This window comes from Corynebacterium sp. ACRPS, from assembly GCF_022346005.1.
Lineage (GTDB): Bacteria > Actinomycetota > Actinomycetes > Mycobacteriales > Mycobacteriaceae > Corynebacterium.
Map to the genome: position 1 here is coordinate 78,644 of NZ_JAKRMY010000009.1, position 21,606 is coordinate 100,249.

The window sequence follows — 21,606 nt, forward strand, 5'->3', positions numbered from 1 at the left end:
GTGACGCCATAGTAGATACGCTGCGCACCTCATTGCAGGCGCGCGTTATCGGTATGATTGTGGTCGCCTCCTCGGTGGTCATGATTATCTTGGCCTACGCCTTGGTCTCCGTGCTGACCCAGCGGTTGGTATCCCAAAAAGAAGACGTGGCGCTGCAGGAGCTCGAGCGCGCCCGCACGGCGGTGGAGCAGCAAATCGATGCCACCAGTTCCGCCAACTCGGTGCAGGTGCGCATCAATTCCGCCCGCGCTTCTTTGGAGCAGCTCTCTGCGCAACAAGGCGATGCGCAGGCCGTGTATGAACCCGTCATCGTGGTGGAAAACCAAGATGGATCCATCACCACCTCGCCGGAGGATTTCCCGGTGCCGGAACAAATGCGGCAGATGGTGGGCCAAGACCAGATTGCGCAGCAGTATTACCCCGTCCCGCGCGGCAATGGCGATTACTATAACGCGCTCATGGTGGGCACACCCACCGATGCCGAGATTCCGAATTTGCAGGTCTACCTGGCCCTTTCTATGGAATCGGAAGAATCAACAATGGCGCTTATGCGCGGCCTGCTCTCTGCCGCCGGCGTGGTGGTCGTGGTCTTGCTGGTGGGCATTGCCTGGTTGGCAACCCAGCAGGTCATTACCCCGATTAAGTCCGCGTCCCGCATCGCCCAGCGCCTGGCTGCCGGCCACCTCAAGGAGCGCATGGCCGTGGATCGGGACGATGAGATGGGCCGGCTTGCCGCCTCCTTTAATAATATGGCGGATAAATTGTCCTCCCAGATTGCGCAGCTGGAGGAATACGGCGATTTGCAGCGGCAGTTTACTTCCGATGTCTCCCATGAGCTGCGCACCCCCATTACCACCGTGCGCATGGCCGCAGACCTCATCGAATCTGAGGCCGATAGCCTGCCCGCGGGCGCGCAGCGCGCCTCGAAGCTCATGTCCAGGGAGCTGGACCGCTTCGAGGAGCTGCTCGCGGATCTGCTAGAGATTTCCCGCCACGATGCCGGCGTGGCGGACCTATCCACCACGGCCATTGACCTGCGCTCCTGCGTGGATGCCGCCTACCGCCAGGTTGAGCATTTGGCGCAGAAGCTCGACGTGGAGGTCGTTCGCAATATGCCGGATGAGCGGATTTCCATCCAGGCCGATTCGCGCCGCATCGAGCGCATTTTGCGCAACCTCTTGGCCAATGCCATCGACCATTCTGAGGGCAATCCTGTGGTGATCGATATTGCCACCACGGATAAGGCCGTGGGTGTAGCCGTTACGGACCACGGCGTGGGCCTGAAACCCGGACAAGAAGAACTAGTATTCAACCGTTTCTGGCGCGCGGATTCTTCCCGCAAGCGCCACTCTGGCGGCACCGGGCTGGGCCTTGCCATCGCCCGCGAGGACGCGGCCCTGCACGGCGGCACGCTCGATGCATTTGGCGTATTTGGCTACGGCTCCCGCTTCCGCCTCATCATCCCGCGAGAGCCGAATACCGAGATTGGTGAAGAGCCCATCTCCCGAGAGATTCCAGGCGCCCCGGGCACTGGTTCAGACGCCGCGCACGACGCGCTTGCCGATGCCCCAGCTACCGCCGACCCCAGCGGCGCAACCGGCGCCGCTGTTGGCGCCGCTGCCGACGCAGCTAGCGATGCCGACACCGGGCAAGCTGGTGCAGCGGAAGCTGGTGCAGCAGAAGACGAGGACGAGGGCGGCGCCGGTGGGGCATCGCCAAGCAGCAGCTCGGTGGTAGGCCGCGGAATTGGCATCGACGATGACTCGGCGGAGGCGACCGAGGCGGATGGTGACGGAATCCTGTGGCCTTCTGAACGCAACCGTGGGGCCGCCTCGCCCGAGGGGCGCTCCTATAAGGCGCCGGATTTTAAGGGGGATAAATAAATGAATTCGGTCATTATGAAGGGAATATGGCGGCGGCACACCGCCGTGGGCGCGGTGGTGGCGCTGTGCTTTGTTACCGGCTGCTCAACCTTGCCGCACGATACGAGCCCCCAGGTCGTGGGTACCTACCACAAACAGGCCGATGGCCCGGAAGAGGTCATTGCCCCTGAGGCGGGGGCGGACCCGGACCTTACCCTGCGCGATTTTTATCGCGCCGCGGCCGTTCCAACCAATGACCACGATGCCGCTCGCGGGTTCCTCACGAATAACGCCCGCGGGGCCTGGGATGCCTCAGGCGATGTCATGGTGGTCGATAGCCTGGATATCGTGACCGCGCCCGATAAGAAACAGAATACGGCGGCGGATGCGCGCTCCTTCAATGTGCGCGGCACCATCATTGGACGCCTCAAATCCGGCGGGGCCTATGTGCCAGAAAATGAGAGCTACGAAGCTACCATCGACATGAAAATGGTAGATGACCAGTGGCTCGTTGATAGTCTGCCGGCCGGGCTGGTTATCGAGCGTAATGAGCTGCGCAATCATTACACCCCGCAATCGCTCTACTTTTATAAACAAACCGATGACGTCCTCGCCCCGGACCGCCGGTGGCTGTATAAGGGCAGCGAGGAATCCGAGTCCACGCTGATCACCCTCTTGATGGAAGGCCCATCTAGCAGCATCGCCCCGGCCACCCGCCGGGCGGCGGATGAAAAGGTCACCTTCGCTGGCTACGACAACGAAAACGGCTACCAGTTCGAGGGCTTGTCAGACTTGGATGAAAATGACCGCACCCGCTTTGCGGCGCAATTGGTCTGGACGCTTTCTGATGCCGGGCATATCGGCCCCTTCAAGGTTAAGGCCGATGGCAGCAATCTGGTAGAAGGCATGGACACCGTCAGCGTGGATGATTTTGCTGACTATAACCCCAAGGTAAACAGTAATTCCCTGTCCACGCTGTACGCCTTGAATGAGGGCAACGTGCTGGAGGTCGATAGCGGGGTGGCCGAGCCGGTTAAGGGCTCTTTGGGCTCGAGCGGCAATGTGCAATCGGTCGATGTCACCGAATCCGGCATGATTGCGGCGGTCAGCCGGAAGCCTAGCGGTGACTTCAAGCTGCAGATGGGCGAAATCGGCGCCGCGTTGCAGGATTCGGTCGAAGGTAAGACGCTGGCGCGGCCCACCTTTGAATATAACGGGCAAGCCGTGTGGACGGTGGTCGATGGAGACCGCATCGTGCGCGTCGTGCGCTCCAAGACCACCGGACGGATTTCAGAATCCGAGGTCGATGCGCGCAGCATCGACGATATCGAGGGAGAAATCTCCGTTATCCGCCTCTCCCATAGCGGCGCACGCGCGGCGATGATCATCGATGGCCACGTCTACATCGCCGCGGTGGCCCAATCCAGCAGCGGCGATAAGCGCATCGTCAACGCCCGCGAGGTGGGCCCTGAGGTCTCTGGTTCAGCATTATCGCTGGATTGGAATAACGATGGTTCGCTCATCGTCGGTACGTCCTCTGGGCAGTCGCCGGTATGGCGCATCGAGCAGGATGGTTCCTCGGCCTCTACCATGCCGACGGGTAATATCACCGCCCCGGTAGTCGCGGTGGCTACCTCGCCATCGAAGCTTTATATTACGGATTCCCATGCCATGCTGGAGCTTCCCGCCACGGTGGTCGATGAGGTGAACTGGCGCGAGGTGCCTGGCCTGCAGGGTCGGCGCTCTTCGCCTATCGTGTCTAGCTAAGAGGCGGCCGCGCTGGGCGACGCTGCCGCAGAGGATGTTTCGGGGGATGGGGTGGTGTCGCGCCGTGAGCGTGCGAGAGCTGATTTTTCCGCGTGCGTGTGCCGGGTGCCGCGCGCCCGGCCACGTCTTATGCCCGCAGTGCCGGGAGCACCTGCGCCAGCCGCCTTACCTGGTAAGCCGGCCGCGGCTGCTCAGGGCACCGGTATTTGCCCTAGGGTCCTATTCCGATATTCGCCGCATCATCATCATCAGCATGAAGGAACAAGGCAATAGGGAAGTGCGCGATTATATAGGTGCGGTGGTTGCCGCGGGCGTGGCGCACTTGGCCGCCCGTGGCGAGATTCCCCGCGAGCTGTGCCTGGTGCCGGCCCCTACGCGGCGCCGCTCGGCGCGCATGCGCGGCGGTGATCCCGTGACGGCCATGTGTCAAGGTGCGGCGCGCCGACAGCAGGGGCTGCGGGTGCGCGAGGCGCTTGTCATGGGCGCGGATACGGCGGATCAATCTGAGCTCAATGCGCAGGATAGGTGGGCGAACCTGCAGGGGCGCGTGGGGGTTGGCGCCCCGGTGGGCGGTGAGCAGGCGCTGCTTGTCGATGACGTTATAACCACCGGCGCCACCCTCGCGGCCAGCATGGCGGCCCTGCGCGCCGCCGGCGCCACGGTCTATGGGGCGTTGGCTTTTGCCGATGCTTAAGGCACATCACATAGTGGGGTGTACGGTGTTACCCCCTAATGCCATCAGGTCATAACCACTGGTATTATTAGAGGTGTCACAGAGGAACAGTTACTGTGATTGTTTCTAGTCCCCACAACCAAAGGGAGGCATCTCAATGTCCCAGCCAAACAAAGCTCAGGTAACGATTACGGGCCGTAACGTTGATGTACCGGAACACTTCCAGGAGCGCGTCAACGACAAGCTGGCAAAGATTGAACGCCTTGATCCCACACTGACCTTCTTCCACGTGGAATTGCAGCACGAGCCAAACCCACGCCGCGAAGCAGAGTCCGACCGCATCCAGATCACCGCAACCGGCAAGGGCCACATCGCCCGCGCAGAGGCTAAGGAAGACTCCTTCTACGCAGCGCTGGAAACCGCGATGGGGAAGATGGAACGTTCCCTGCGGAAGGTGAAGGTGCGCCGTGAATACGTCAAGGGCGGTCACCGCGCACAGAAGGGCACCGGCGAAATCGCCGCAGAGATGGTTGCGGAGGCAGAAGCACAGCGCGCCAAGGAAGAGCGCTTGGTCGATCCTTATGCCGAGACCGTCGAGGACGTTCGCCCCGGCCAGATCGTGCGCACCAAGGAGCACCCGGCCACCCCGATGAGCGTGGACGATGCCTTGAGCGAGATGGAGCTGGTTGGCCACGATTTCTTCCTCTTCGTCAACGAGGAAAACAACAAGCCTTCCGTGGTTTACCGCCGCCACGCTTTCGACTACGGCATCATCTCCTTGTCTGAGGATGCAGAGGGCTAGAATCCCTCGTGCCCGGCTAGGGCGTTAAGTTTCTTCACCCCCTTCCTGCCCATCGCGCTATTGCTCGATGAGGCGGGGAGGGGGTGATTTGTCATGCTGTGAGTTATCCATTTTCTTAGTGTGTTTAGTGTGAAATCACTATCGTTTAAGGGCGGGTGGAAGGCGACAAGGGCAGTGGCGTGAGTACAATTGCGGGAAGTTAACTAATGTGTCGCGACAAGAAGGACTAACGAATAGTGTTTGGACTTTCCAAGCTGCTGCGCGCGGGCGAGGGCCGTACGGTCAAGCGCCTGGGCAAAATTGCAGACGATGTAATTGCACTCGAGGATCAGTACGCGGAGCTTTCGGACGATGAGCTAAAGGCCAAGACTGACGAGTTCAAAACTCGCCTGAAGGATGGCGAAGAAAAGAACGACATCTTGCTCGATGCTTTTGCTACCGTCCGCGAAGCCGCTTGGCGCGTCCTAGGACAAAAGCACTACCCCGTGCAGATCATGGGTGGCGCCGCCCTGCACTTTGGCAATGTTGCAGAGATGCGCACCGGTGAGGGCAAAACCCTGACCTCCTTGCTGCCCGCTTACCTCAACGCCCTGGAGGGCCAGGGCGTACACATCGTCACGGTCAATGACTACCTGGCCAAGCGCGACGCCGAGATGATGGGGCGTGTGCACCGCTGGTTGGGCCTGTCCGTGGGCGTTATCTTGGCAGAAATGCGCCCGCAAGAGCGCAAGAAAGCCTACGACTGCGATATCACCTACGGCACCAATAACGAGCTGGGCTTTGATTACCTGCGCGATAACATGGTGCGCACCCTCAATGATGTAGTTCAGCGCGGACACAACTTCTGCATCGTGGATGAGGTGGACTCGATCCTTATCGATGAAGCCCGTACCCCACTCATCATCTCCGGCCCGGTTGATGGGTCCTCCCAGTTCTATGGCGTCTTTGCGCAGCTGGCGCCGCGCATGCGCGAGGGAATCCACTACGAAGTGGACCACAAAAAGCGCACCATCGGTGTCTTGGAAGAGGGGGTGGAGTACGTTGAAGATCAGCTCGGTATTGATAACCTCTACGCGCCGGAGCATTCCCAGTTGGTTTCCTACCTCAATAACGCGTTGAAGGCCAAGGAGCTCTTTACCCGCGATAAGGACTACATCGTCCGCAATGGCGAAGTGATGATCGTGGATGGCTTTACCGGCCGAGTGTTGGCGGGACGCCGCTACAACGAGGGCATGCACCAGGCCATTGAGGCCAAGGAGCAGGTGGAGATCAAAAACGAGAACCAGACGCTGGCGACGGTTACCCTGCAGAACTTCTTCCGCCTCTATGAAAAGATTTCCGGCATGACCGGTACCGCGGAAACGGAAGCCGCGGAGCTGCATTCCATCTATGGGCTGGATGTGGTTCCTATTCCTACCAATAAGCCGAACCAGCGCACCGACCACTCGGACCGCATTTACAAGACCCAAGAGGCAAAGTTCGCTGCGGTGGTTGATGATATTGCGGAGCATGTCGAAAACGGCCAGCCGGTCCTAGTCGGTACCACCTCCGTGGAGCGTTCCGAATACCTGTCGCAGCTGCTGACCAAGCGCGGTGTGCAACACAACGTGCTTAACGCCAAGCACCACGAAGAAGAGGGCCAGATCATTGCCCGTGCGGGCCGCCCCGGCACCGTGACCGTGGCAACCAACATGGCCGGCCGTGGTACCGATATCGTGCTCGGCGGTAACCCGGAAGTTATCCTCGATGAGAAGCTGCGCGAACGCGGCCTTGACCCCTTTGAGGATGAGGAAAAATACCAGGAGGCCTGGGAGGCCGAGATCGACGGCGAGAAAGAGCGCTCGAAGCGCTTGGGCGATGAGGTGCGCGAATCGGGCGGGCTCTATGTCTTGGGCACCGAGCGCCACGAGTCGCGCCGCATCGATAACCAGCTGCGCGGCCGTACCGGCCGTCAGGGTGACCCGGGCGAGACCCGCTTCTACCTGTCCATGCGCGATGAATTGATGGTGCGCTTTGTGGGCCAGTCCATGGAGCACATGATGAACCGCCTCAACGTGCCTGATGATGTCCCCATTGAGGCCAAGATGGTCTCGAACTCCATCAAGGGGGCCCAGGCGCAGGTGGAGAACCAGAACTTCGAGATGCGCAAGAACGTGCTGAAGTACGATGAGGTGCTCAATGAGCAGCGCAAGGTGGTCTACTCCACGCGCTATTCTATCCTCGATGCAGATGACATCAAGGACGATATCCGCACCATGATCGATGACACGGTCTCTGCCTACGTCGAGGGCGCTACCGCCACCGGTTATGTCGAAGACTGGAACCTCGAGGAACTCTGGAATGCCCTCGAGGCGCTGTACGGCCCCACGATGTCCCCGGAGGAACTCGTGGAAGGCTCCGAGTACGGTTCCCCAGGCGAGCTCACTGCGGAGCAGCTGCGCGATGCCCTCGTTACCGACGCGAACCGGGAGTACGACAAGTTGGAGGAAGCCGTTTCTGCCATCGGCGGCGACAAGCAGATGCGCAATACCGAGCGCATGGTGATCCTGCCGATTATTGACCAGAAATGGCGCGAGCACCTTTACGAGATGGACTACCTCAAGGAGGGCATCGGCCTGCGCGCGATGGCGCAGCGCGACCCGCTGGTGGAATACCAGAAGGAGGGTGGCGATATGTTCAATGCCATGAATGAAGGCGTGAAGGAAGAAACCGTGCGCCAGCTATTCATGCTGCGCAAGCAGTTCAAGCAGCAGGAAGAAAACCAAGAATCCGGCGGTGACTCGGGCTCTGGTCCTGCAGGCCAAGAAACCGTAGAGGCATAACGCTTCAACGTCCTATCACGCCCCTTCCTCTTCCTCCCCGTCCTTGCGCGGTGGGGAAGCGGGAGGGGCGCTGTTAGTTTTAGAGCAGCCGAAACGAGCGTAGCCCTTGGTCAGTGGCGGAGCCGGTAAAGGCGTGGCGGTGAGTGCCGATGACCGCGGAACCGAAGTATTCGCCGTTGGGTCGCGCGTGCAGGCTGGTAAGGCGCAAGGCATCGGTGTCATAGGGGCTTTCCCGGCGGTGCACCCAGGAGCCAATGTGCAGGCGGATGGAATCCGAAAAGCGCGGGGAATTGAGGTGGGCAATGGGGCGGTAGCCGGCGGCGACCTCAAGGATGAAGACGACCCAGGCTTGGATATGGTGCTGGGCGGCAACCTCGGCCGTTGTGGGGAGGCGGCCGTAATGGATGCGGTGCGGGGCGATATACAGCTTGAGGTGAGAGTAGCCGGGAATGGGCTCATACATGGTGAAATGAGTGCTCCTGCGAAAAAGGCAGGAGGCGAACGCGTGATAATTATCTCATGGGGGCGCTGCGCGCGCTATTTCTGGCAGTTTCCTGTATGAGGCGGGCGAGAATATAAGCGCAGTTCGCTATACTTTCGGGAGTTACAAAGTATTCGTGTACTGAAGGATTAAAAATTATGCGTGGTCTCATCGTTGACTATGTCGGCGTCCTCGATGGCGCTGAAGAGGACAATCGCCGCTGGAAGGCTCTGCTATCTGCGGCGAAGGCAAATGGTGCCGCAACCGCTATCTTGTCTAATGACCCGGGCGGCTCTGGCGCTGAGCACATTCGCGAGTGGGAATACCGCGGCAACGTCGATGCCGTGGTGTTGTCTGGCGAAATCGGGGCGGAAAAGCCGGAGGTTGCGGCTTTCCAGGCGGCTGCCGATGCCCTCGAGCTGCCCTTGAGCGATTGTGTCATGGTCGACGATTCGATCCTCAACGTGCGCGCCGCTGTCGATGCCGGGATGATCGGTTTCTTATACACCAGCTTCGATCGCGTGTCTGTAGAAATTCAAGCCGTATTCGATATTGAAGGGGAATTTTAGTGGCTCAAGCCCGCGTCTATATTCCGGCGACCTATGCCATGCTGGCGGAGCTCGCTGAGACCGGAACGCTCGCGGCGCGCTCCGGGTGGGGATTCATGGTGACCCCAGCCCTGCGCGATTTTTATACCGCAGGCGATGAAGAAGAGATTGCCTACTCCGCCTTCCTCGAGGCCTCCATGGCTTCGCTGCGCCTGTTGACCATTGGAGACGAGGAGAAGTTCCCGCACCGGCGCGTGGTCATTTCCATCGACGTTGATGACACGGCGGTCACCCCGCGCCCGGATATGGGCGAGCCGGTGGTGGAACTTCAGCCAGCGCAGTTTGGCACGGATAGCCTCGCCGCCATTCACGTGGATATCGAAGAATCCGAAGAGGCAACCGCCAAGGCCATCGAGGCCATCGATTCCGCGGACCTCGGCGATGAGGACGCGGAGCTCGCGGTAGGTGATGCCCTGGATAACTTCATGGCCTTCTACCACCCCACGGAGCTGCCCTTCCTCGTGGAATTGCTCTAGGCCGCGCTAGTTTTCCCACTCCACGTTGGTGCGCAGGGCTTGCAGCAGCCCGCGTACCGCATCGCGCCGGCGGGCGGTAGCGGTGCCCTCGGGAATGATTTCTGGATCATCGAGCCCGCACTCGGGATCCGCCGGTGGCCCCGCGTGCGTACAGCCGCGCGGGCATTCCTCAATGGCCGCGGCGAGGTCCTCGAAAACGCCAAGGACGGTATCCGCGTCCACATGCGCCAGCCCGAAGGAGCGAATGCCCGGCGTATCGATGATCCAGCCGCCCTGAGATTCGGCGCCTGGAGCGTCGGTGGGCAAGGGGAGGGCCACCGATTGCGTCGAGGTATGCCGGCCCTTGCCGATGCCCGATACTTCCCCCGTTTCCCTTTCTGCATCTGGAACCAGGCGGTTGACCAGCGTGGACTTGCCTACCCCGGAATGCCCGATGAGCGCGGTAATATGGCCATCTACTTGCGCGCGCACGGCATCTAGGCCATCCTCGACTCCGGCTTCGACCACCGTGACATCTAGGTCGGCGAATTCTTCTGCAAACGGCGTTGGGTCTGCAAGATCCGTCTTGGTCAGGCACAGGATGGGGTGGAGGTTGCCCACGAATGCGGCAATCAAGGCGCGCTCGACAAAGCCTGATCGCGGGGGAGGGTCTGCCACGGCAGAAACGATCAGCAATTGATCGGCATTGGCCACCACGATGCGCTCATACGGATCCGTGTCATCGGCGGTGCGGCGCAGCACGGAGGTGCGATCCGCCAGCTTGACGATGCGCGCCAGCGTGTCCTTCGCACCAGAGGTATCACCAACCACGCCGACGCGGTCACCGACCTCGATGGCGGTGCGGCCCAGCTCGCGGGCGCGCATGGCGGTGACGTGGGGGCCATCGTCAAGCGCGACGCCCCACCGCCCGCGGTCCTTGGTGATTACCATGCCGTATTTGGCATTTTTGTGCTTGGGCCGATCCTTGGTGCGCGGGCGCGAGCCCTTGCCGGGGCGCACGCGCACATCAGATTCATCAAAGGAACCGAAACGTCTAGCCATGTAAATCCTGTTGGTCGGGGTGCAGCATCGTCTCCCACATGCGGGCCAAGCCGGGCAAGGTCTTGGAAGTGGTGGAAATATCCTCAATCTGGATACCAGGGACTTTCAAACCCAGAATGGCACCGGCGGTGGCCATGCGGTGATCGGCGTAGCAGGGCCAATCGCCGCCGTGGAGTTCGACGGGTTCGATCACCAGGCCATCGTCAAGCTCGGTGACCCTGCCGCCCAGCGCATTGATATTCGCCGCGAGCGCCTGCAAACGGTCGGTCTCGTGGCCGCGCAGGTGGGCAATGCCCGTGAGCCGGGACGGCGTTTCTGCGAGCGCGCACAGGGCCGCAACGGTGGGGGTAAGCTCCCCGATATCGCCCATGTTGCGCTCGATGCCCTGCAACCTTCCCGCCGGGTTGCCCTCTGCTGTGACGTTGTTGTGCTCCTGGGTTACCATCACGCCCATATCCAGCAGGATCTGGCGGATGGCATCGCCCGGCTGGGTGGTATTCGCCGGCCAATTCTTGATGGTCAGGCGCCCGCCGGTGACCGCCGCTGCGGCGAGGAACGGCGTGGCATTGGAGAGATCCGGCTCGATGAACCATTCGCGGCCGGCGATGGGGCCGGGGTGCACCGTCCACGTGGTGCCATCCGAATCCACGCGCACGCCCGCCTGGCGCAGCATGCCCACCGTCATTTCCACGTGCGGCATAGATGGCAGCTGGCCGCCCTCGTGGGTGAGCTGGATGCCCTGGGAAAAGCGCGCCCCGCTCAGCAGCAGGCCGGAGACGAACTGGGAAGAACCAGAAGCATCGATGGTGACTTTGCCGCCTTCTGGCACGCCGTTGGAGGACACCGTAAAGGGAAGGCTACCTCCTTCCACATCGACGCCGAGGCTGCGCAGCGCATCCAGCGTCGTGGACATGGGGCGGTTATAGGCCTGCTTATCGCCATCGACGCGCACCGGGCCATCCGCCAGCGCTGCGACCGGCGGCACAAAGCGCATCACGGTGCCGGCCAGCCCGCAATCCACCCTGGCACCGTGCAGCTTCCCAGGCTGGACGTGGATATTGGCGCCGTCATGGGTGAAGCGAACCCCCATGGCACTGAGTGCGTCCTCCATCAGTTGCGTATCGCGCGATACCAGCGGGGCGTGCAGGATGGACGGGGAATCAGCCAGCGCGGCCAGGATGAAGGCGCGATTGGTAATCGATTTCGATCCTGGCACCTGGTGTTCCCCCGTAACGGGGCTGGTAGCCAGCGGGGCGGTCCAAGGTTGAGACATAGTGTCCATAATAGAGGCCATGTGCGGAAGATTCGTTCTTTTTACCGAGTCCCTCCTCGATGAGGTGGGAAACCTCCCAGGTGTCCAGGAAGTCCACGCCCCACAGGGCACGCCCGGGCCGCGATATAACATTGCCCCTACTCAGCCCATTCCCATCGTGCGCGTGCGCGAAGAACTGGCGGAAGTCGAACCCGCGCGGTGGGCGCTGTTGCCGCAGTGGAAGAAAGACATGGATGGCCCGCCGCTTTTTAATGCCCGGGCAGAAACGGTGGCGAGCAAGCCGTCTTTTCGCACGGCCTTTAAATCCCAGCGCTGCCTTATCCCCATGAACGGCTATTACGAGTGGCACAAGGATGGCTCCACCAAGACGCCGTACTACGTCCATCCCGACCAGGGCCTGCTGTGGGCCGCGGGGCTCTGGGATACCGGGCTGGATCGGCTCTCTGCCACCATCGTGACCACCGCGGCTACCGAAGAGATGGAGTGGCTGCACCACCGCTTGCCGCGATTTTTGGCGCCGGAGGAGATGCGCACCTGGCTCGAGGGCAGCGCCGACGAAGCTAAGGAGCTGCTAGTGCCCACTGGCCTGCGGGGATTCGACTACCACGCGGTGGATAAGGCCGTGGGGACTGTCTCCAATGACTACCCGGAGCTACTCATCCGCCAGTAGATCGGCAAAGTCGGCCCCGCACAAGTGCGCGAGTTCTTCTGCGTTGAGCTCGATATCTAGGCCGCGGCGGCCGCCGGATATAAAGACAGTATCGAAAAGCACCGCGGATTCCTCGATCACCGTGGGCAGCGGGTTCTTTTGTCCGAGCGGGGAAATGCCGCCATGCACGTAGCCTGAGGATTTCTCGGCATCGTGCACCTGCGCCATGGCTGCCTTAGATACGCCAAGGGCAGCGGCTGCCTTCTTGAGGCTTAAATGGTGCGTCGTGGGAATCACGCATACCGCCAGCTCGCGGCGCGGACCTTTGCCCGCAGTGAGATCGATAATGAGCGTTTTCAGCACGCGCTCGGGTTCTACGTCTAAGGCCGCCGCGGCACGATCACCAAAGTGATCCTTGCCCGCTTCAAAGGTGGATACGGAGTGCTTGACTCCGGCATCTTCGATGACTTTCAGGGCCGGGGTAGCGGCATGCGGGGACTTTTTGGCCATATAGGAATTTTAGCGTGAGACGTTAGGATAGATTGTGTGGTTAAAGAAACAGTGAGCGAAAAGGAGCTGCAGCGCCGCTTTGAAAAGGAAGCGCTCCCGCTGCTTGATCAGCTCTATGGCGGCGCGCTGCGCATGACGCGAAACCCGCAAGACGCGGAAGACTTGGTGCAAGAGACCTATCTCAAGGCTTATAAGTCCTTTCATTCCTTTAAGCAGGGAACGAATTTGAAGGCATGGCTGTATCGCATCATGACCAATAACTACATCAACTCTTATCGCAAGGCGAAGCGGCGCCCTACCGAGTCTTCTGCCGATGATCTGAGTGATTTTCAGCTCTATACCACCGCGGGACACGATTCCACCGGCTTGGAATCCGCCGAGGTGGCAGCGCTTAAAGAGATGCCAGATAGGTCCATCTCGCAGGCCATTAATGACCTACCTGAGGACTACCGGATGGTGGTCTACTACTCCGATGTGGAGGGCTTAGCGTACAAAGAAATCGCCGAAATCATGGATACTCCATTGGGAACGGTGATGTCCCGGCTACATCGTGGAAGAAAAATGCTCCGCAAGGCGTTGAAGGACGTAGCACGTGAACAAGGAATTGGATTAGAACACCCGGACATGGAGGAGAAGTAATGGAAGGCGCAACCGGAAAGAACTGTGGTGCGTGTAGCTCCACTGAGGTACACAACCTATTTTGCGAGCTTCTCGATGAATCCACGACCTACGCCCGCGCTTTAGCCATCCGCGAGCACATCGCCCAATGTGATTTTTGCCAGCAACGACTAGAGCGCGAAGAGCTCGTCCGCTCCCTCGTGCGCAATTGCTGTGCCGGCCAAGCTAAGGCACCGCAATCGCTGCGCCGCCGCATCTCGATAGAAATTACGGAGATCGAATCCCGCTGGTAAGAAGCGCCCTTCAGAGCTGCGAACGTCTCGCAACAAGAGTCGGGACAGTTCGTACTGCCGTGTTTCCTCATCCAGTTCAGAAGCAAGCATACTTACCGTCAGGCGCCCTCTGCCGAAGCGGTGCTGTAGAAAAAATTTTCCATAGGATCGCACTCGCAGCGGTCAACCCGCGAGTCAAACCCTACCCACACGCCCTGGGGCGTAATGCGAGTGGATAGGCAAATAGTAGGGGCCTAGCCCTGACGTGTCCATTTTCTGGGGTCATGTCCGGCCCCGACTGGTAAATACGCATCCTGCGAATAGTTGAAGAACGGGTTCTGTTTTGGGGCTGGTACCTCTCTGGTGGTACCAGCGCTAGTTTTTCTGAATTCGCTGGCGGTAGTAATCACGATTGTCTTCTTGCATGTGAGCAAATTCCATGAGTACGCCCGGCCAGATGGGATACGTATCGATAAGGTTTTCTGCGATGTTTAGCAACGGTGAAAAAGCGATCTCGCCCCATCTGATGCCTATACCTACTCTTTCGGAGTAGGCCGTGCTACTTAAAGGGCCAAGTGCCCACTGACTCCCTGACATCGCATTCATCCATGTGCCGTTGATGGCGAGGATGCGGGATGCTTTCTCTTCATAGCTGTGTTTAGAGTTTAAGATTTCGAGTACGATCTCGAAGGGAAACTCTTTTGTGCCATCGGTGACCTGCTTGCGCTGAAGAGGCGTAAGGTCTGCAAGTGTCGTGGGGACTGTTGTTGAAAGGAAGTCTTCCAGCCTATTTCCGAATTGCTGATGGTATCCGTCAAGCCACATGAGATTCCTTTCGGGCTATGCAGGGCGTATAACCCAAGCCCCTGAATATTGATTTAAAGTCTTGTCGAAAACAGGTTGCGGATATAGCCCAGTACCCAGTTTTGCTGTCTTCTTAGACGATCGAGTGTATTCCAGCATTCACTTTTCTACAACGAAGATTTGGCTGTTGTGTCCTGAGGATTCAAGATTCGGCTCTGTGGGGTGCAGCAGAGATGTTGTCGAAGTGAAGAAGGCGAGAATCGCTGCCCCGAGGATAATTATGCGCCTAAATCGGTTTCTGGTGTCAGCAAGATTTAGTATGTCTCTACTCCATCAATTTGGGCGTAGTGAGGAGCGATGTTTGTGCGGGTTCCGGCTACTACCAGTTTGCACGGTGAGTCTCGGGCTAGTCCTGCATACTCGTCGTCGTCAAGTGTCTTTCGCCTTGAGGAGGTAGTTGAGGCGAACAGCTTACGGACGATGGGCACCCATATGTAACAGGGGCCACCATCGCCGATCGCTATACCTGCTAACGGAAGCCGGCAAAAGGAAACCACGAAATGAGTTCAATTAGTGCACTTCGGGGAAGCTATGACCGATGTCCCGATATGGACCAGTAGTACCAACCCAAATGAGCGCCCTGGTCGCTACTGCTCCGAGAGTCGGATTTCTAATAGAAAGATTAAAAACCCGGCCGTACGAGTTCTTAAGGTGAACTGGTACGAAACCGGGCTTTTAATATGTGCTGTACGTTATGCGCCAGGACGCTTGCCGTGATTAGCGGCCTTCTTGCGGCGATCCTTGCGCTTGCGACCACGCTTGCTCATTGCGCACTCCTTCGTTGAGGGTTTCTGAACTTTATTCAACTGTAGCGGCTAAGGGCGCCGAAACGAAAATTGGGGTAGGGGTTAGGCTCCCCGGGTCCGCGCTTTTAGGCGGACACGCGGGAACGGCCGCGGCCGCGGTTGCGGCGACGCTTGAGGGCGCGGCGCTCCTCTTCAGACAGGCCGCCCCAGACGCCGGCATCGAGGCCGGACTCGAGTGCCCAGTTGAGGCAGGAAGAGGCAACGGGGCAGCGGTTGCAGACCAGCTTGGCCTTAGCGATCTGGGTAAGAGCAGGGCCGGAGTTACCTACTGGGAAGAACAGCTCTGGGTCTTCGTCGCGGCAAACGGCTTCGTGGCGCCAATCCATGATTGATATCTCCTAACAAATTTTTGACAGCAGTAAATACGAGCGCAATCCATGAGGGGCAGGAAAGCACCTTGATTTTTAGGTGGTGTGTGAACTGGTCTGCTAGCAGTGGGGCCCGGCCTCGAGGTCGGGCCAGCGTCGCCGCCGCCTATGGTTCACGGTGTTGTTACCTGAAGTTTCCTCCAGGTTAAGAAGAGGTTTACGCCCTCTTTCTTTTTGCTACTAGAGAATCATGACATGTTTACCCGATCGCCGCTAGGGTTAAAGGCTAAATTGTGGTTAACATCACGCAAATAGGTGCAGTGTGGGGGCCATAAATGTCAAAATCGAATTTTAAAGAAACCTGTGAGAATCGCCGTGAGCTGCAGCTATAGGTGTTATATGGTGAGTGTGGTGAGGAAGAGACCGTCAAATTTCCCAGTTCAGCCCCCTGCCCCCGCGCTACTGCTGGCAACATCGAGGCCCACCGTGGGTGGCGCAGAAAAAATTCGCGCCGGATTAGTAGACTGTGGCTTTGTGTCTAAGCAGAACAAACGCCAGGTAAATAAACAGCAGCGAGATAAGTCGGCAGCGCCCGCGCCGGCACCGGAGAGTGCCCCGCAGTCGGTGCTGATAGGCGCTGGTATTGCCACGGTGCAATCCATCGCGGTTATTTGTTTTGGCATTTTCCTCATTGTGCGCGAAGCGGTGGGTGCGGAAAATGACTCGATGGTCTCTGATTCCGGATCAGGAAGCTTTGTAGGGCTTGGCACCGCCATCTTTATCTTCATTGTCTTTGGCTTTGTCATCGCGGGCGCCTGGGCCATGGTGAAGGGAAAGCGATGGGGAAGAGGTGCCGTGGTCCTCGTAGAGCTCATCCTGGGTGCGAGTGCGTTTCAAATGTATAGCGGTGGATCCCCGGTGCTGGGAACTATCACACTGCTAAGCGCGGTCGCGGTGCTTTATCTCTTGATGTTTAGGCGCGAGTCCTCAGAGTGGGCCGCCTCGAATTTCTAAGGGCCACTCGCGCGGGAACCGCGAGTGGCACTCGCTTAGTCGCTGCTGAGGCCAACGACGGTATCGCCGCGGGTTTCTACAATGGTCTCGCCCGCCAACGTGAGGTGGACAGGACCGCGGTAGCCTCCGCGGTCGACGGCTATCTCGCGCAGTACCTCGCCGGTAGACCAGTCCACCACGGCTATACCCTTTTCGGTGGGCATTAGCATGCGCCCAGCCACTGAAATCGGGGTGCCGATGGCACCGTCAATGACGTGATCGACGTGCAAATCACTGGGGGTTAGAAGGTAGAGGCGCTGCCCATCAAACCACGTCATGTGGTGCGGGAGATCCGCTACGGCTGGGGCAAAAGGACTTGTGCCGGAATCGATGGCGGCAGAAGGCTTTACGGGGGTAGAAGAAAGCTTGTCGCCCTGGTTGTTATAGGACTCAATGCGGGGTTCTGGGCCGGGGATATAGACCGCGGCGGCGTCTTGGCCCACCGCGATAAGCCGCGCCCCATCGCGTTCGAGGGAGACATCGGCGTCCATTTCTGGTTCCCGGGAGTCCTCCGGGGTGGTGTTTTGAAACCTTAACCACGTGGTGTGAGGTTCCTCCGGGCATGATTCCGTCAGCGCGAGGTTCTCGGTACGCGTGAGCGCCGAAGAAATGGCGCATTCCTCGTGCGGTTGCTTCTGCGCCTCCTGCTTGGCCTCCACGTCGCCGTATTCCACGGTGCGCACGAGATCTGAGCGCCATAGGTCGATTCGCCCGGCAGATACGGTACCTACCCGGTCATTGGATCGCACGGGGATAACGTCCGGGGAATTGATGGCACTGCGGGTGGAGTCATATTCACCCGTCGCGGCGTTGATGGCCACCGTATCCCCGCAGCCCACGCCCGTGCGATAGGTGGCAACCACCTTGCCCCAAGCAGTCGATAGCGAGCAGAGTTCGGCATCGCTGCGGGTATAGGTCCAGGCCGTGGAGCCGTCGGCATTGGTGGCAGTGAGCACATCGCCATCGTGGCTAATGCTCAACCCGTGGGCGGAAATGGCGCGGTATTGGCCGGGTACGGGCTGGTTGGGCAGGCTGTAGGCGGCGGTGAGGGAGGAGGGGACATCGGCAAGCACGGCGGCATCGCTTTCCCCAGGAACGGCCTCTTGGTGCAGGTCAGCCTGGTGGATATTGGCCGTGGCGACCGCGCCGCCCACCGCGATGGCGCAGATAGCGCCGATGACGCCGGTGGCCTTCCAATCCGCCGCGGTAGCCCGCAAGATGGGGGCCTTAGTCATCGGCGCCCTCCTCGGGGCGTGCCCTTGCTGCGCCGAGACCCGTCCCGGGACCGCGATTGGGCTTGTCCCGCAGACCGCTTATGCGCCGGAAGTTGGCCAATCACGCTGGTGGCCGGCCCCACCTTTTCCTGCACGCCAGCGGGGATGGACAGCGCCTGGGCAAGCTCCGGGGAGGTGGAAAACCACTGCGACGGCGTGGCCGTATCTAGGCCTAGTTCATCGTTGATGACCTGCCATTTGGCCAGCTCATCGTAGCCCACCAGGGTGACGGCGGTGCCGGTGTGCCCTGCGCGGCCGGTGCGCCCGATGCGGTGGATAAAGGTCATGGGATCATCGGGAACCTGGTAGTTGATGACGTGGGTGACATCGTCGACGTCGATGCCGCGCGCCGCGATATCGGTGGCGACGAGGATGTCCACCTCGCCCGAGCGGAAGGCCTGCAGGGACTTCTCCCGGGACTTTTGGCCCAAGTCACCGTGCACGGCGCCGACGCGGAAGCCGCGCTCAGCAAGGTCATCGGCCAATTGCGCGGCCGAGCGTTTGGTGCGGGTAAAGATGATGGTGCGACCCCGGCCCTGGGCCTGCAGGATATGCGCGATGACCGGCACCTTATCCATGCGGTGGGCCTGGAAGGTGACCTTGCGGGTGGTTTCGTGCGTGACCTCATCCGCATCCGATTCGGCCCGGATGTGTACGGGCTTATTCATGAACTGGCGCGATAGGTTCAAGATGGCGCCGGGCATGGTGGCAGAAAACAGCATTGTTTGGTGCGCGTTGCCATCGAGCGCTTCCAAAATGGCCTCTATGGAGGGTAAAAAGCCTAGGTCCAGCATCTCATCGGCCTCATCGAGCACCACGATGGCGACGTGGCGCAGGACCAGATCGCCGCGCTCGTGCAGATCGAGCAGGCGGCCTGGCGTGCCGATGACCACATCGACGCCGCGCTGGAGAAGCTTAATTTGCTCCTCATAGGGGCGCCCGCCGTAGATGGAGGCGAGGCGGACCGGCAGGTGCGCAGCCGCGTCCTGCAAATCCGCGGTGACCTGCTGCGCTAGCTCGCGGGTGGGAACGACGATGAGCGCCCGAGGTGTCCCATCCAGCGGGGCAATATCCGCGTCATCAAAAACGCGATCGAGCAGCGGCACGCCAAAGCCAAAGGTCTTGCCCATGCCGGTGCGCGCCTGGCCAATAAGGTCTTGGCCTTTAAGCGCAATGGGCAGGGTTAATTCCTGGATTGCAAAGGTTCGCGCGATGCCACGGTCAGCGAGCCCATCGCAGATTTCGGCGGCGACGCCGAGTTCCGCGAAGGTCGGTGGCTGGGTTTTTATGACAGACACACCTTGATAGTAGCCGGGATGGTTATAGTGGGGCCATTGGCATGTAAAACTCTCGTTAAAGGAGGATAATTTTATGGATATCAAGTTTGGTTTTGCAGATACCCCGCGCGAGCTGATCATTAGCACCAGTGGCGAGCAGGCGGAGCTGACGCAAAAGATTAATAGCGCCCTGGCGGAAAACTCCACGTTGGAGCTAGAAGATGACAAGGGCCGCAAGTACCTCGTGCGCACTGACCGCGTGGTGTACGTCGAAGTTGGTGCCGCGAAGAAGCAGTCCGTCGGTTTCGCCGGCGCCTAAGCTTGGGGCTTTTTAAAGGTTTGCTAATTCAGTTTTTGAATAGGCAACCGGGTACGCTCAATGCCTATGGAAAGTAGGCAGAATCGCAAGGCTCACCATAGCCATGGGCGAATCCCGGATCATCCGAACCCGGTGGTCCGGTTCGCCCGCCGCTACGGCTGGTGGCGTGTGGTGGCTATCCCCGTGATGGTGCTGCTTACCATCTGGGTGATTGTGGATATCGCGTCCGGCTCTTCGGCCGATGACAATGGCGATGCATCCAGCGCCGAGACCACCGCAGCCGCCACCCCTACCCACGAGGATCTCACGGGGCCTGACCCCGCAAACGCGGAGGCGGTAGAGCGCGAGATTAGTGAGATGCCCCCTGGAAGTGACTTCACCAAAAAGGGCAAGGGCACGTTCCACGGAATCGGCCGCCCCGGCGCTGTAGCGGGCGAGGGCGGCGAGAAGAAGGTGCGCTATTCCATCGAGGTAGAAGATGGGCTCAATACCGCTCCCTACGGCGGAGATGATGCCTTTGCCGCAATGGTGGAGGCAACCCTTGCGGATCCACGCGGGTGGACCGCTCGAGGTGACTTCGAATTCGAGCACGTTGCCTCCGCAGACGATCCCGATACCCGCATCCAGCTGACCTCTCTGACCACGGCCGCGGAGCGGTGTGGCGAGAAGATTGAGACGGAAACCTCCTGTCACACCATGTTTACCGGCGAATCCACCACCATCATTAATGAGGCGCGGTGGGTGCGCGGGGCCACGCCCTTTGAGGGCGATTTGGGCAATTACCGCCAGTACGTCATCAATCATGAATTGGGCCACGCCATCGGATATGCCTCCCACCAACAATGCGGCGGCGAGGGCAAATTGGCCCCGGTAATGATGCAGCAGACGCTGAGTTTGAACAACAAGGAATTGCATGACCGCAATCCCAAGGAGGTCTATCCTGATGAGGATGTGACCTGCGAGCCCAATCCGTGGCCATATCCTAATCCGGAGCAAAAGGATCCCCACCAACCCCAATAAGGAGTACTGGATGCCGCTTCCCCCAGAGCATGTTTTAAGCGCCTTCCACGCAGAAACCGGAGCGACAGGCTCGCGCCGGGCCCAAGGCGATCAGCTGGGCCCAGTATGGGATAACGGCATCAAGGTGGGCGACGTGGTCTACTCCCAGGCCGGCCCCTTCGCTGCGTGGTCTGCCAAGGTGCGCGAAAAACTCAGCGTGCCGGGCGCGCGGGTATCGCGGCCGGTACTAGCGAGCGACGGCCGCCACACCGCCGCCGGGTGGAAGGCGACGCAGTTCCTTCCCGGCGAGGTCACCGGGCGCATCGATGAAGCAGCGCAGACGGCTTTGCGCTTGGACGATGCCATGGCCAATGCACCTGCGCCGCCGGGTGCGCACCGCGATGATGCCTTTGCCCGCGCGGAGCGCACCGCCTGGGCGGAGACGGGGGAGGCCTACGATAAGGCCGCGCTTGCCGATGTCCCCTTGATCACCGCCCATACCGCCCTGCTGACCACCACGGTCTTTTATGGCGCGCACCCACCAGGAATCGTGGATCTCGTGCCGAGCCAATCCGCGCGCCCAGCCGGGTGGAGCGCAGCGCTTGTGATCGTGGATGGTCTGATCGCACAAGTGGTAGATGATGATATCTGCCAGCGGTTTGGCCATGTGCCAGGCATGCAGGAGCTTTTGCTGCGAGCGGTGTCCTATCGTCGGCACATTAATGATCTTAACCCGCGCTCGCGCTCGAATGTGCGTTCCAATATTGAGCGGGTGGAACAGTTTCTCGTGTCTAGGGCATCTGCAATACTGGGGCGGTGACTTACGATCCCCATTCCACCGCCCGCGCGGGA

At 60.0% G+C, this 21,606-nt stretch carries 23 protein-coding genes; 14 read left to right on the top strand and 9 right to left on the bottom strand.

All coding sequences use genetic code 11. The features are described 5' to 3' along the window. Positions 1-53 precede the first annotated feature (53 nt). The 5 genes from mtrB (at position 54) to secA (ending at position 7,926) form a co-directional block, all read left to right on the top strand. Positions 54-1,883, top strand: coding sequence for an MtrAB system histidine kinase MtrB (gene mtrB, locus MHX65_RS06795; protein ID WP_370657794.1), 1,830 nt, complete (start codon positions 54-56; stop codon positions 1,881-1,883). After that, a complete protein-coding gene (gene lpqB / locus MHX65_RS06800) occupies positions 1,884-3,629 on the top strand; it encodes an MtrAB system accessory lipoprotein LpqB (protein WP_239269410.1) in 1,746 nt (581 codons plus the stop codon). Between the two features lie 64 nt (positions 3,630-3,693). After that, positions 3,694-4,323, top strand: coding sequence for a ComF family protein (locus MHX65_RS06805; protein WP_239269411.1), 630 nt, complete (start codon positions 3,694-3,696; stop codon positions 4,321-4,323). Positions 4,324-4,459: 136 nt separating this feature from the next. Beyond that, positions 4,460-5,104: a ribosome hibernation-promoting factor, HPF/YfiA family gene (gene hpf, locus MHX65_RS06810; RefSeq protein WP_005277524.1), complete on the top strand. Its 645-nt coding sequence runs from the start codon at positions 4,460-4,462 to the stop codon at positions 5,102-5,104. Positions 5,105-5,340: 236 nt separating this feature from the next. Next, complete coding sequence (gene secA / locus MHX65_RS06815) at positions 5,341-7,926, top strand: preprotein translocase subunit SecA (protein ID WP_239269412.1); 2,586 nt, start codon at positions 5,341-5,343, stop codon at positions 7,924-7,926. Positions 7,927-8,005: 79 nt separating this feature from the next. On the opposite strand, the gene MHX65_RS06820 is transcribed toward secA, so the two are convergent. Continuing rightward, positions 8,006-8,389, bottom strand: a complete 384-nt coding sequence (locus MHX65_RS06820; RefSeq protein WP_239269413.1) for a hypothetical protein — start codon at positions 8,387-8,389, stop codon at positions 8,006-8,008. Between the two features lie 176 nt (positions 8,390-8,565). On the opposite strand from MHX65_RS06820, the gene MHX65_RS06825 reads away from it, so the two are divergent. Both MHX65_RS06825 and MHX65_RS06830 read left to right on the top strand, forming a co-directional pair. Then, positions 8,566-8,976 carry an HAD-IA family hydrolase gene (locus MHX65_RS06825; RefSeq protein ID WP_005281786.1) on the top strand — a complete coding sequence of 137 codons (411 nt, stop codon included), beginning with the start codon at positions 8,566-8,568 and terminating at the stop codon, positions 8,974-8,976. Next, on the top strand, positions 8,976-9,491 hold the full coding sequence (locus tag MHX65_RS06830) for a DUF6912 family protein (RefSeq protein WP_411697074.1): 516 nt from the start codon (positions 8,976-8,978) through the stop codon (positions 9,489-9,491). The genes MHX65_RS06825 and MHX65_RS06830 overlap by 1 nt, the downstream gene beginning before the upstream one ends. A gap of 6 nt (positions 9,492-9,497) precedes the next feature. On the opposite strand, the gene rsgA is transcribed toward MHX65_RS06830, so the two are convergent. Further along, positions 9,498-10,532, bottom strand: a complete 1,035-nt coding sequence (rsgA, locus tag MHX65_RS06835) for a ribosome small subunit-dependent GTPase A (RefSeq protein ID WP_239269414.1) — start codon at positions 10,530-10,532, stop codon at positions 9,498-9,500. After that, complete coding sequence (gene aroA / locus MHX65_RS06840; protein WP_239269415.1) at positions 10,525-11,826, bottom strand: 3-phosphoshikimate 1-carboxyvinyltransferase; 1,302 nt, start codon at positions 11,824-11,826, stop codon at positions 10,525-10,527. The genes rsgA and aroA overlap by 8 nt, the downstream gene beginning before the upstream one ends. Here aroA and MHX65_RS06845 point away from each other — a divergent pair. Continuing rightward, complete coding sequence (locus MHX65_RS06845; RefSeq protein WP_239269416.1) at positions 11,825-12,475, top strand: SOS response-associated peptidase; 651 nt, start codon at positions 11,825-11,827, stop codon at positions 12,473-12,475. The genes aroA and MHX65_RS06845 overlap by 2 nt on opposite strands. Here MHX65_RS06845 and ybaK read toward each other — a convergent pair. After that, the gene (gene ybaK, locus MHX65_RS06850) at positions 12,458-12,964 is read right to left on the bottom strand and encodes a Cys-tRNA(Pro) deacylase (RefSeq protein ID WP_239269417.1); all 507 of its coding nucleotides are present in this window, start codon (positions 12,962-12,964) and stop codon (positions 12,458-12,460) included. The two genes, MHX65_RS06845 and ybaK, sit on opposite strands and share 18 nt — an antisense overlap. 36 nt (positions 12,965-13,000) lie before the next feature. Here ybaK and MHX65_RS06855 point away from each other — a divergent pair, with 36 nt between their 5' ends. Then, on the top strand, positions 13,001-13,603 hold the full coding sequence (locus tag MHX65_RS06855; RefSeq protein ID WP_239269418.1) for a sigma-70 family RNA polymerase sigma factor: 603 nt from the start codon (positions 13,001-13,003) through the stop codon (positions 13,601-13,603). Beyond that, positions 13,603-13,875: an anti-sigma factor gene (locus MHX65_RS06860; protein ID WP_239269419.1), complete on the top strand. Its 273-nt coding sequence runs from the start codon at positions 13,603-13,605 to the stop codon at positions 13,873-13,875. The genes MHX65_RS06855 and MHX65_RS06860 overlap by 1 nt, the downstream gene beginning before the upstream one ends. A gap of 354 nt (positions 13,876-14,229) precedes the next feature. On the opposite strand, the gene MHX65_RS06865 is transcribed toward MHX65_RS06860, so the two are convergent. The 3 genes from MHX65_RS06865 to MHX65_RS06870 form a co-directional block, all read right to left on the bottom strand. Further along, positions 14,230-14,679, bottom strand: coding sequence for a hypothetical protein (locus tag MHX65_RS06865; protein WP_239269420.1), 450 nt, complete (start codon positions 14,677-14,679; stop codon positions 14,230-14,232). A gap of 731 nt (positions 14,680-15,410) precedes the next feature. Beyond that, positions 15,411-15,485, bottom strand: a complete 75-nt coding sequence (locus MHX65_RS11615; protein ID WP_369707509.1) for a 50S ribosomal protein bL37 — start codon at positions 15,483-15,485, stop codon at positions 15,411-15,413. A gap of 104 nt (positions 15,486-15,589) precedes the next feature. Beyond that, positions 15,590-15,850 carry a WhiB family transcriptional regulator gene (locus MHX65_RS06870; protein WP_005277545.1) on the bottom strand — a complete coding sequence of 87 codons (261 nt, stop codon included), beginning with the start codon at positions 15,848-15,850 and terminating at the stop codon, positions 15,590-15,592. A gap of 516 nt (positions 15,851-16,366) precedes the next feature. Here MHX65_RS06870 and MHX65_RS06875 point away from each other — a divergent pair. Further along, complete coding sequence (locus MHX65_RS06875; RefSeq protein ID WP_239269421.1) at positions 16,367-16,846, top strand: hypothetical protein; 480 nt, start codon at positions 16,367-16,369, stop codon at positions 16,844-16,846. Positions 16,847-16,881: 35 nt separating this feature from the next. On the opposite strand, the gene MHX65_RS06880 is transcribed toward MHX65_RS06875, so the two are convergent. Continuing rightward, complete coding sequence (locus MHX65_RS06880; protein WP_239269422.1) at positions 16,882-18,120, bottom strand: Rv3212 family protein; 1,239 nt, start codon at positions 18,118-18,120, stop codon at positions 16,882-16,884. Continuing rightward, positions 18,117-19,457 carry a DEAD/DEAH box helicase gene (locus tag MHX65_RS06885; RefSeq protein WP_239269423.1) on the bottom strand — a complete coding sequence of 447 codons (1,341 nt, stop codon included), beginning with the start codon at positions 19,455-19,457 and terminating at the stop codon, positions 18,117-18,119. Before MHX65_RS06885 ends, MHX65_RS06880 begins: the two co-directional genes overlap by 4 nt. Positions 19,458-19,530: 73 nt before the next feature. Here MHX65_RS06885 and MHX65_RS06890 point away from each other — a divergent pair, with 73 nt between their 5' ends. From MHX65_RS06890 to MHX65_RS06900, 3 genes are all read left to right on the top strand, one after another. Then, complete coding sequence (locus tag MHX65_RS06890) at positions 19,531-19,755, top strand: DUF3107 domain-containing protein (protein ID WP_239269424.1); 225 nt, start codon at positions 19,531-19,533, stop codon at positions 19,753-19,755. 66 nt (positions 19,756-19,821) lie between these two features. Further along, the gene (locus MHX65_RS06895; protein WP_239269425.1) at positions 19,822-20,775 is read left to right on the top strand and encodes a DUF3152 domain-containing protein; all 954 of its coding nucleotides are present in this window, start codon (positions 19,822-19,824) and stop codon (positions 20,773-20,775) included. 10 nt (positions 20,776-20,785) lie between these two features. Further along, positions 20,786-21,574 (top strand): hypothetical protein, encoded by a 789-nt coding sequence (locus MHX65_RS06900; protein ID WP_239269426.1) that lies wholly within the window; start codon positions 20,786-20,788, stop codon positions 21,572-21,574. Positions 21,575-21,606: the final 32 nt, after the last annotated feature.

Excerpts from the sequence above, each read along its gene's own strand:
- mtrB (WP_370657794.1), top strand. The coding sequence starts at position 54 with ATGATTGTGGTCGCCTCCTCGGTGGTCATGATTATCTTGGCCTACGCC.
- lpqB (WP_239269410.1), top strand. The coding sequence starts at position 1,884 with ATGAATTCGGTCATTATGAAGGGAATATGGCGGCGGCACACCGCCGTG.
- hpf (WP_005277524.1), top strand. The coding sequence starts at position 4,460 with ATGTCCCAGCCAAACAAAGCTCAGGTAACGATTACGGGCCGTAACGTT.
- MHX65_RS06820 (WP_239269413.1), bottom strand. The coding sequence starts at position 8,389 with ATGTATGAGCCCATTCCCGGCTACTCTCACCTCAAGCTGTATATCGCC.
- MHX65_RS06825 (WP_005281786.1), top strand. The coding sequence starts at position 8,566 with ATGCGTGGTCTCATCGTTGACTATGTCGGCGTCCTCGATGGCGCTGAA.
- rsgA (WP_239269414.1), bottom strand. The coding sequence starts at position 10,532 with ATGGCTAGACGTTTCGGTTCCTTTGATGAATCTGATGTGCGCGTGCGC.
- MHX65_RS06845 (WP_239269416.1), top strand. The coding sequence starts at position 11,825 with ATGTGCGGAAGATTCGTTCTTTTTACCGAGTCCCTCCTCGATGAGGTG.
- aroA (WP_239269415.1), bottom strand. The coding sequence starts at position 11,826 with ATGGCCTCTATTATGGACACTATGTCTCAACCTTGGACCGCCCCGCTG.
- ybaK (WP_239269417.1), bottom strand. The coding sequence starts at position 12,964 with ATGGCCAAAAAGTCCCCGCATGCCGCTACCCCGGCCCTGAAAGTCATC.
- MHX65_RS06860 (WP_239269419.1), top strand. The coding sequence starts at position 13,603 with ATGGAAGGCGCAACCGGAAAGAACTGTGGTGCGTGTAGCTCCACTGAG.
- MHX65_RS06865 (WP_239269420.1), bottom strand. The coding sequence starts at position 14,679 with ATGTGGCTTGACGGATACCATCAGCAATTCGGAAATAGGCTGGAAGAC.
- MHX65_RS06870 (WP_005277545.1), bottom strand. The coding sequence starts at position 15,850 with ATGGATTGGCGCCACGAAGCCGTTTGCCGCGACGAAGACCCAGAGCTG.
- MHX65_RS06880 (WP_239269422.1), bottom strand. The coding sequence starts at position 18,120 with ATGACTAAGGCCCCCATCTTGCGGGCTACCGCGGCGGATTGGAAGGCC.
- MHX65_RS06890 (WP_239269424.1), top strand. The coding sequence starts at position 19,531 with ATGGATATCAAGTTTGGTTTTGCAGATACCCCGCGCGAGCTGATCATT.
- MHX65_RS06895 (WP_239269425.1), top strand. The coding sequence starts at position 19,822 with ATGGAAAGTAGGCAGAATCGCAAGGCTCACCATAGCCATGGGCGAATC.
- MHX65_RS06900 (WP_239269426.1), top strand. The coding sequence starts at position 20,786 with ATGCCGCTTCCCCCAGAGCATGTTTTAAGCGCCTTCCACGCAGAAACC.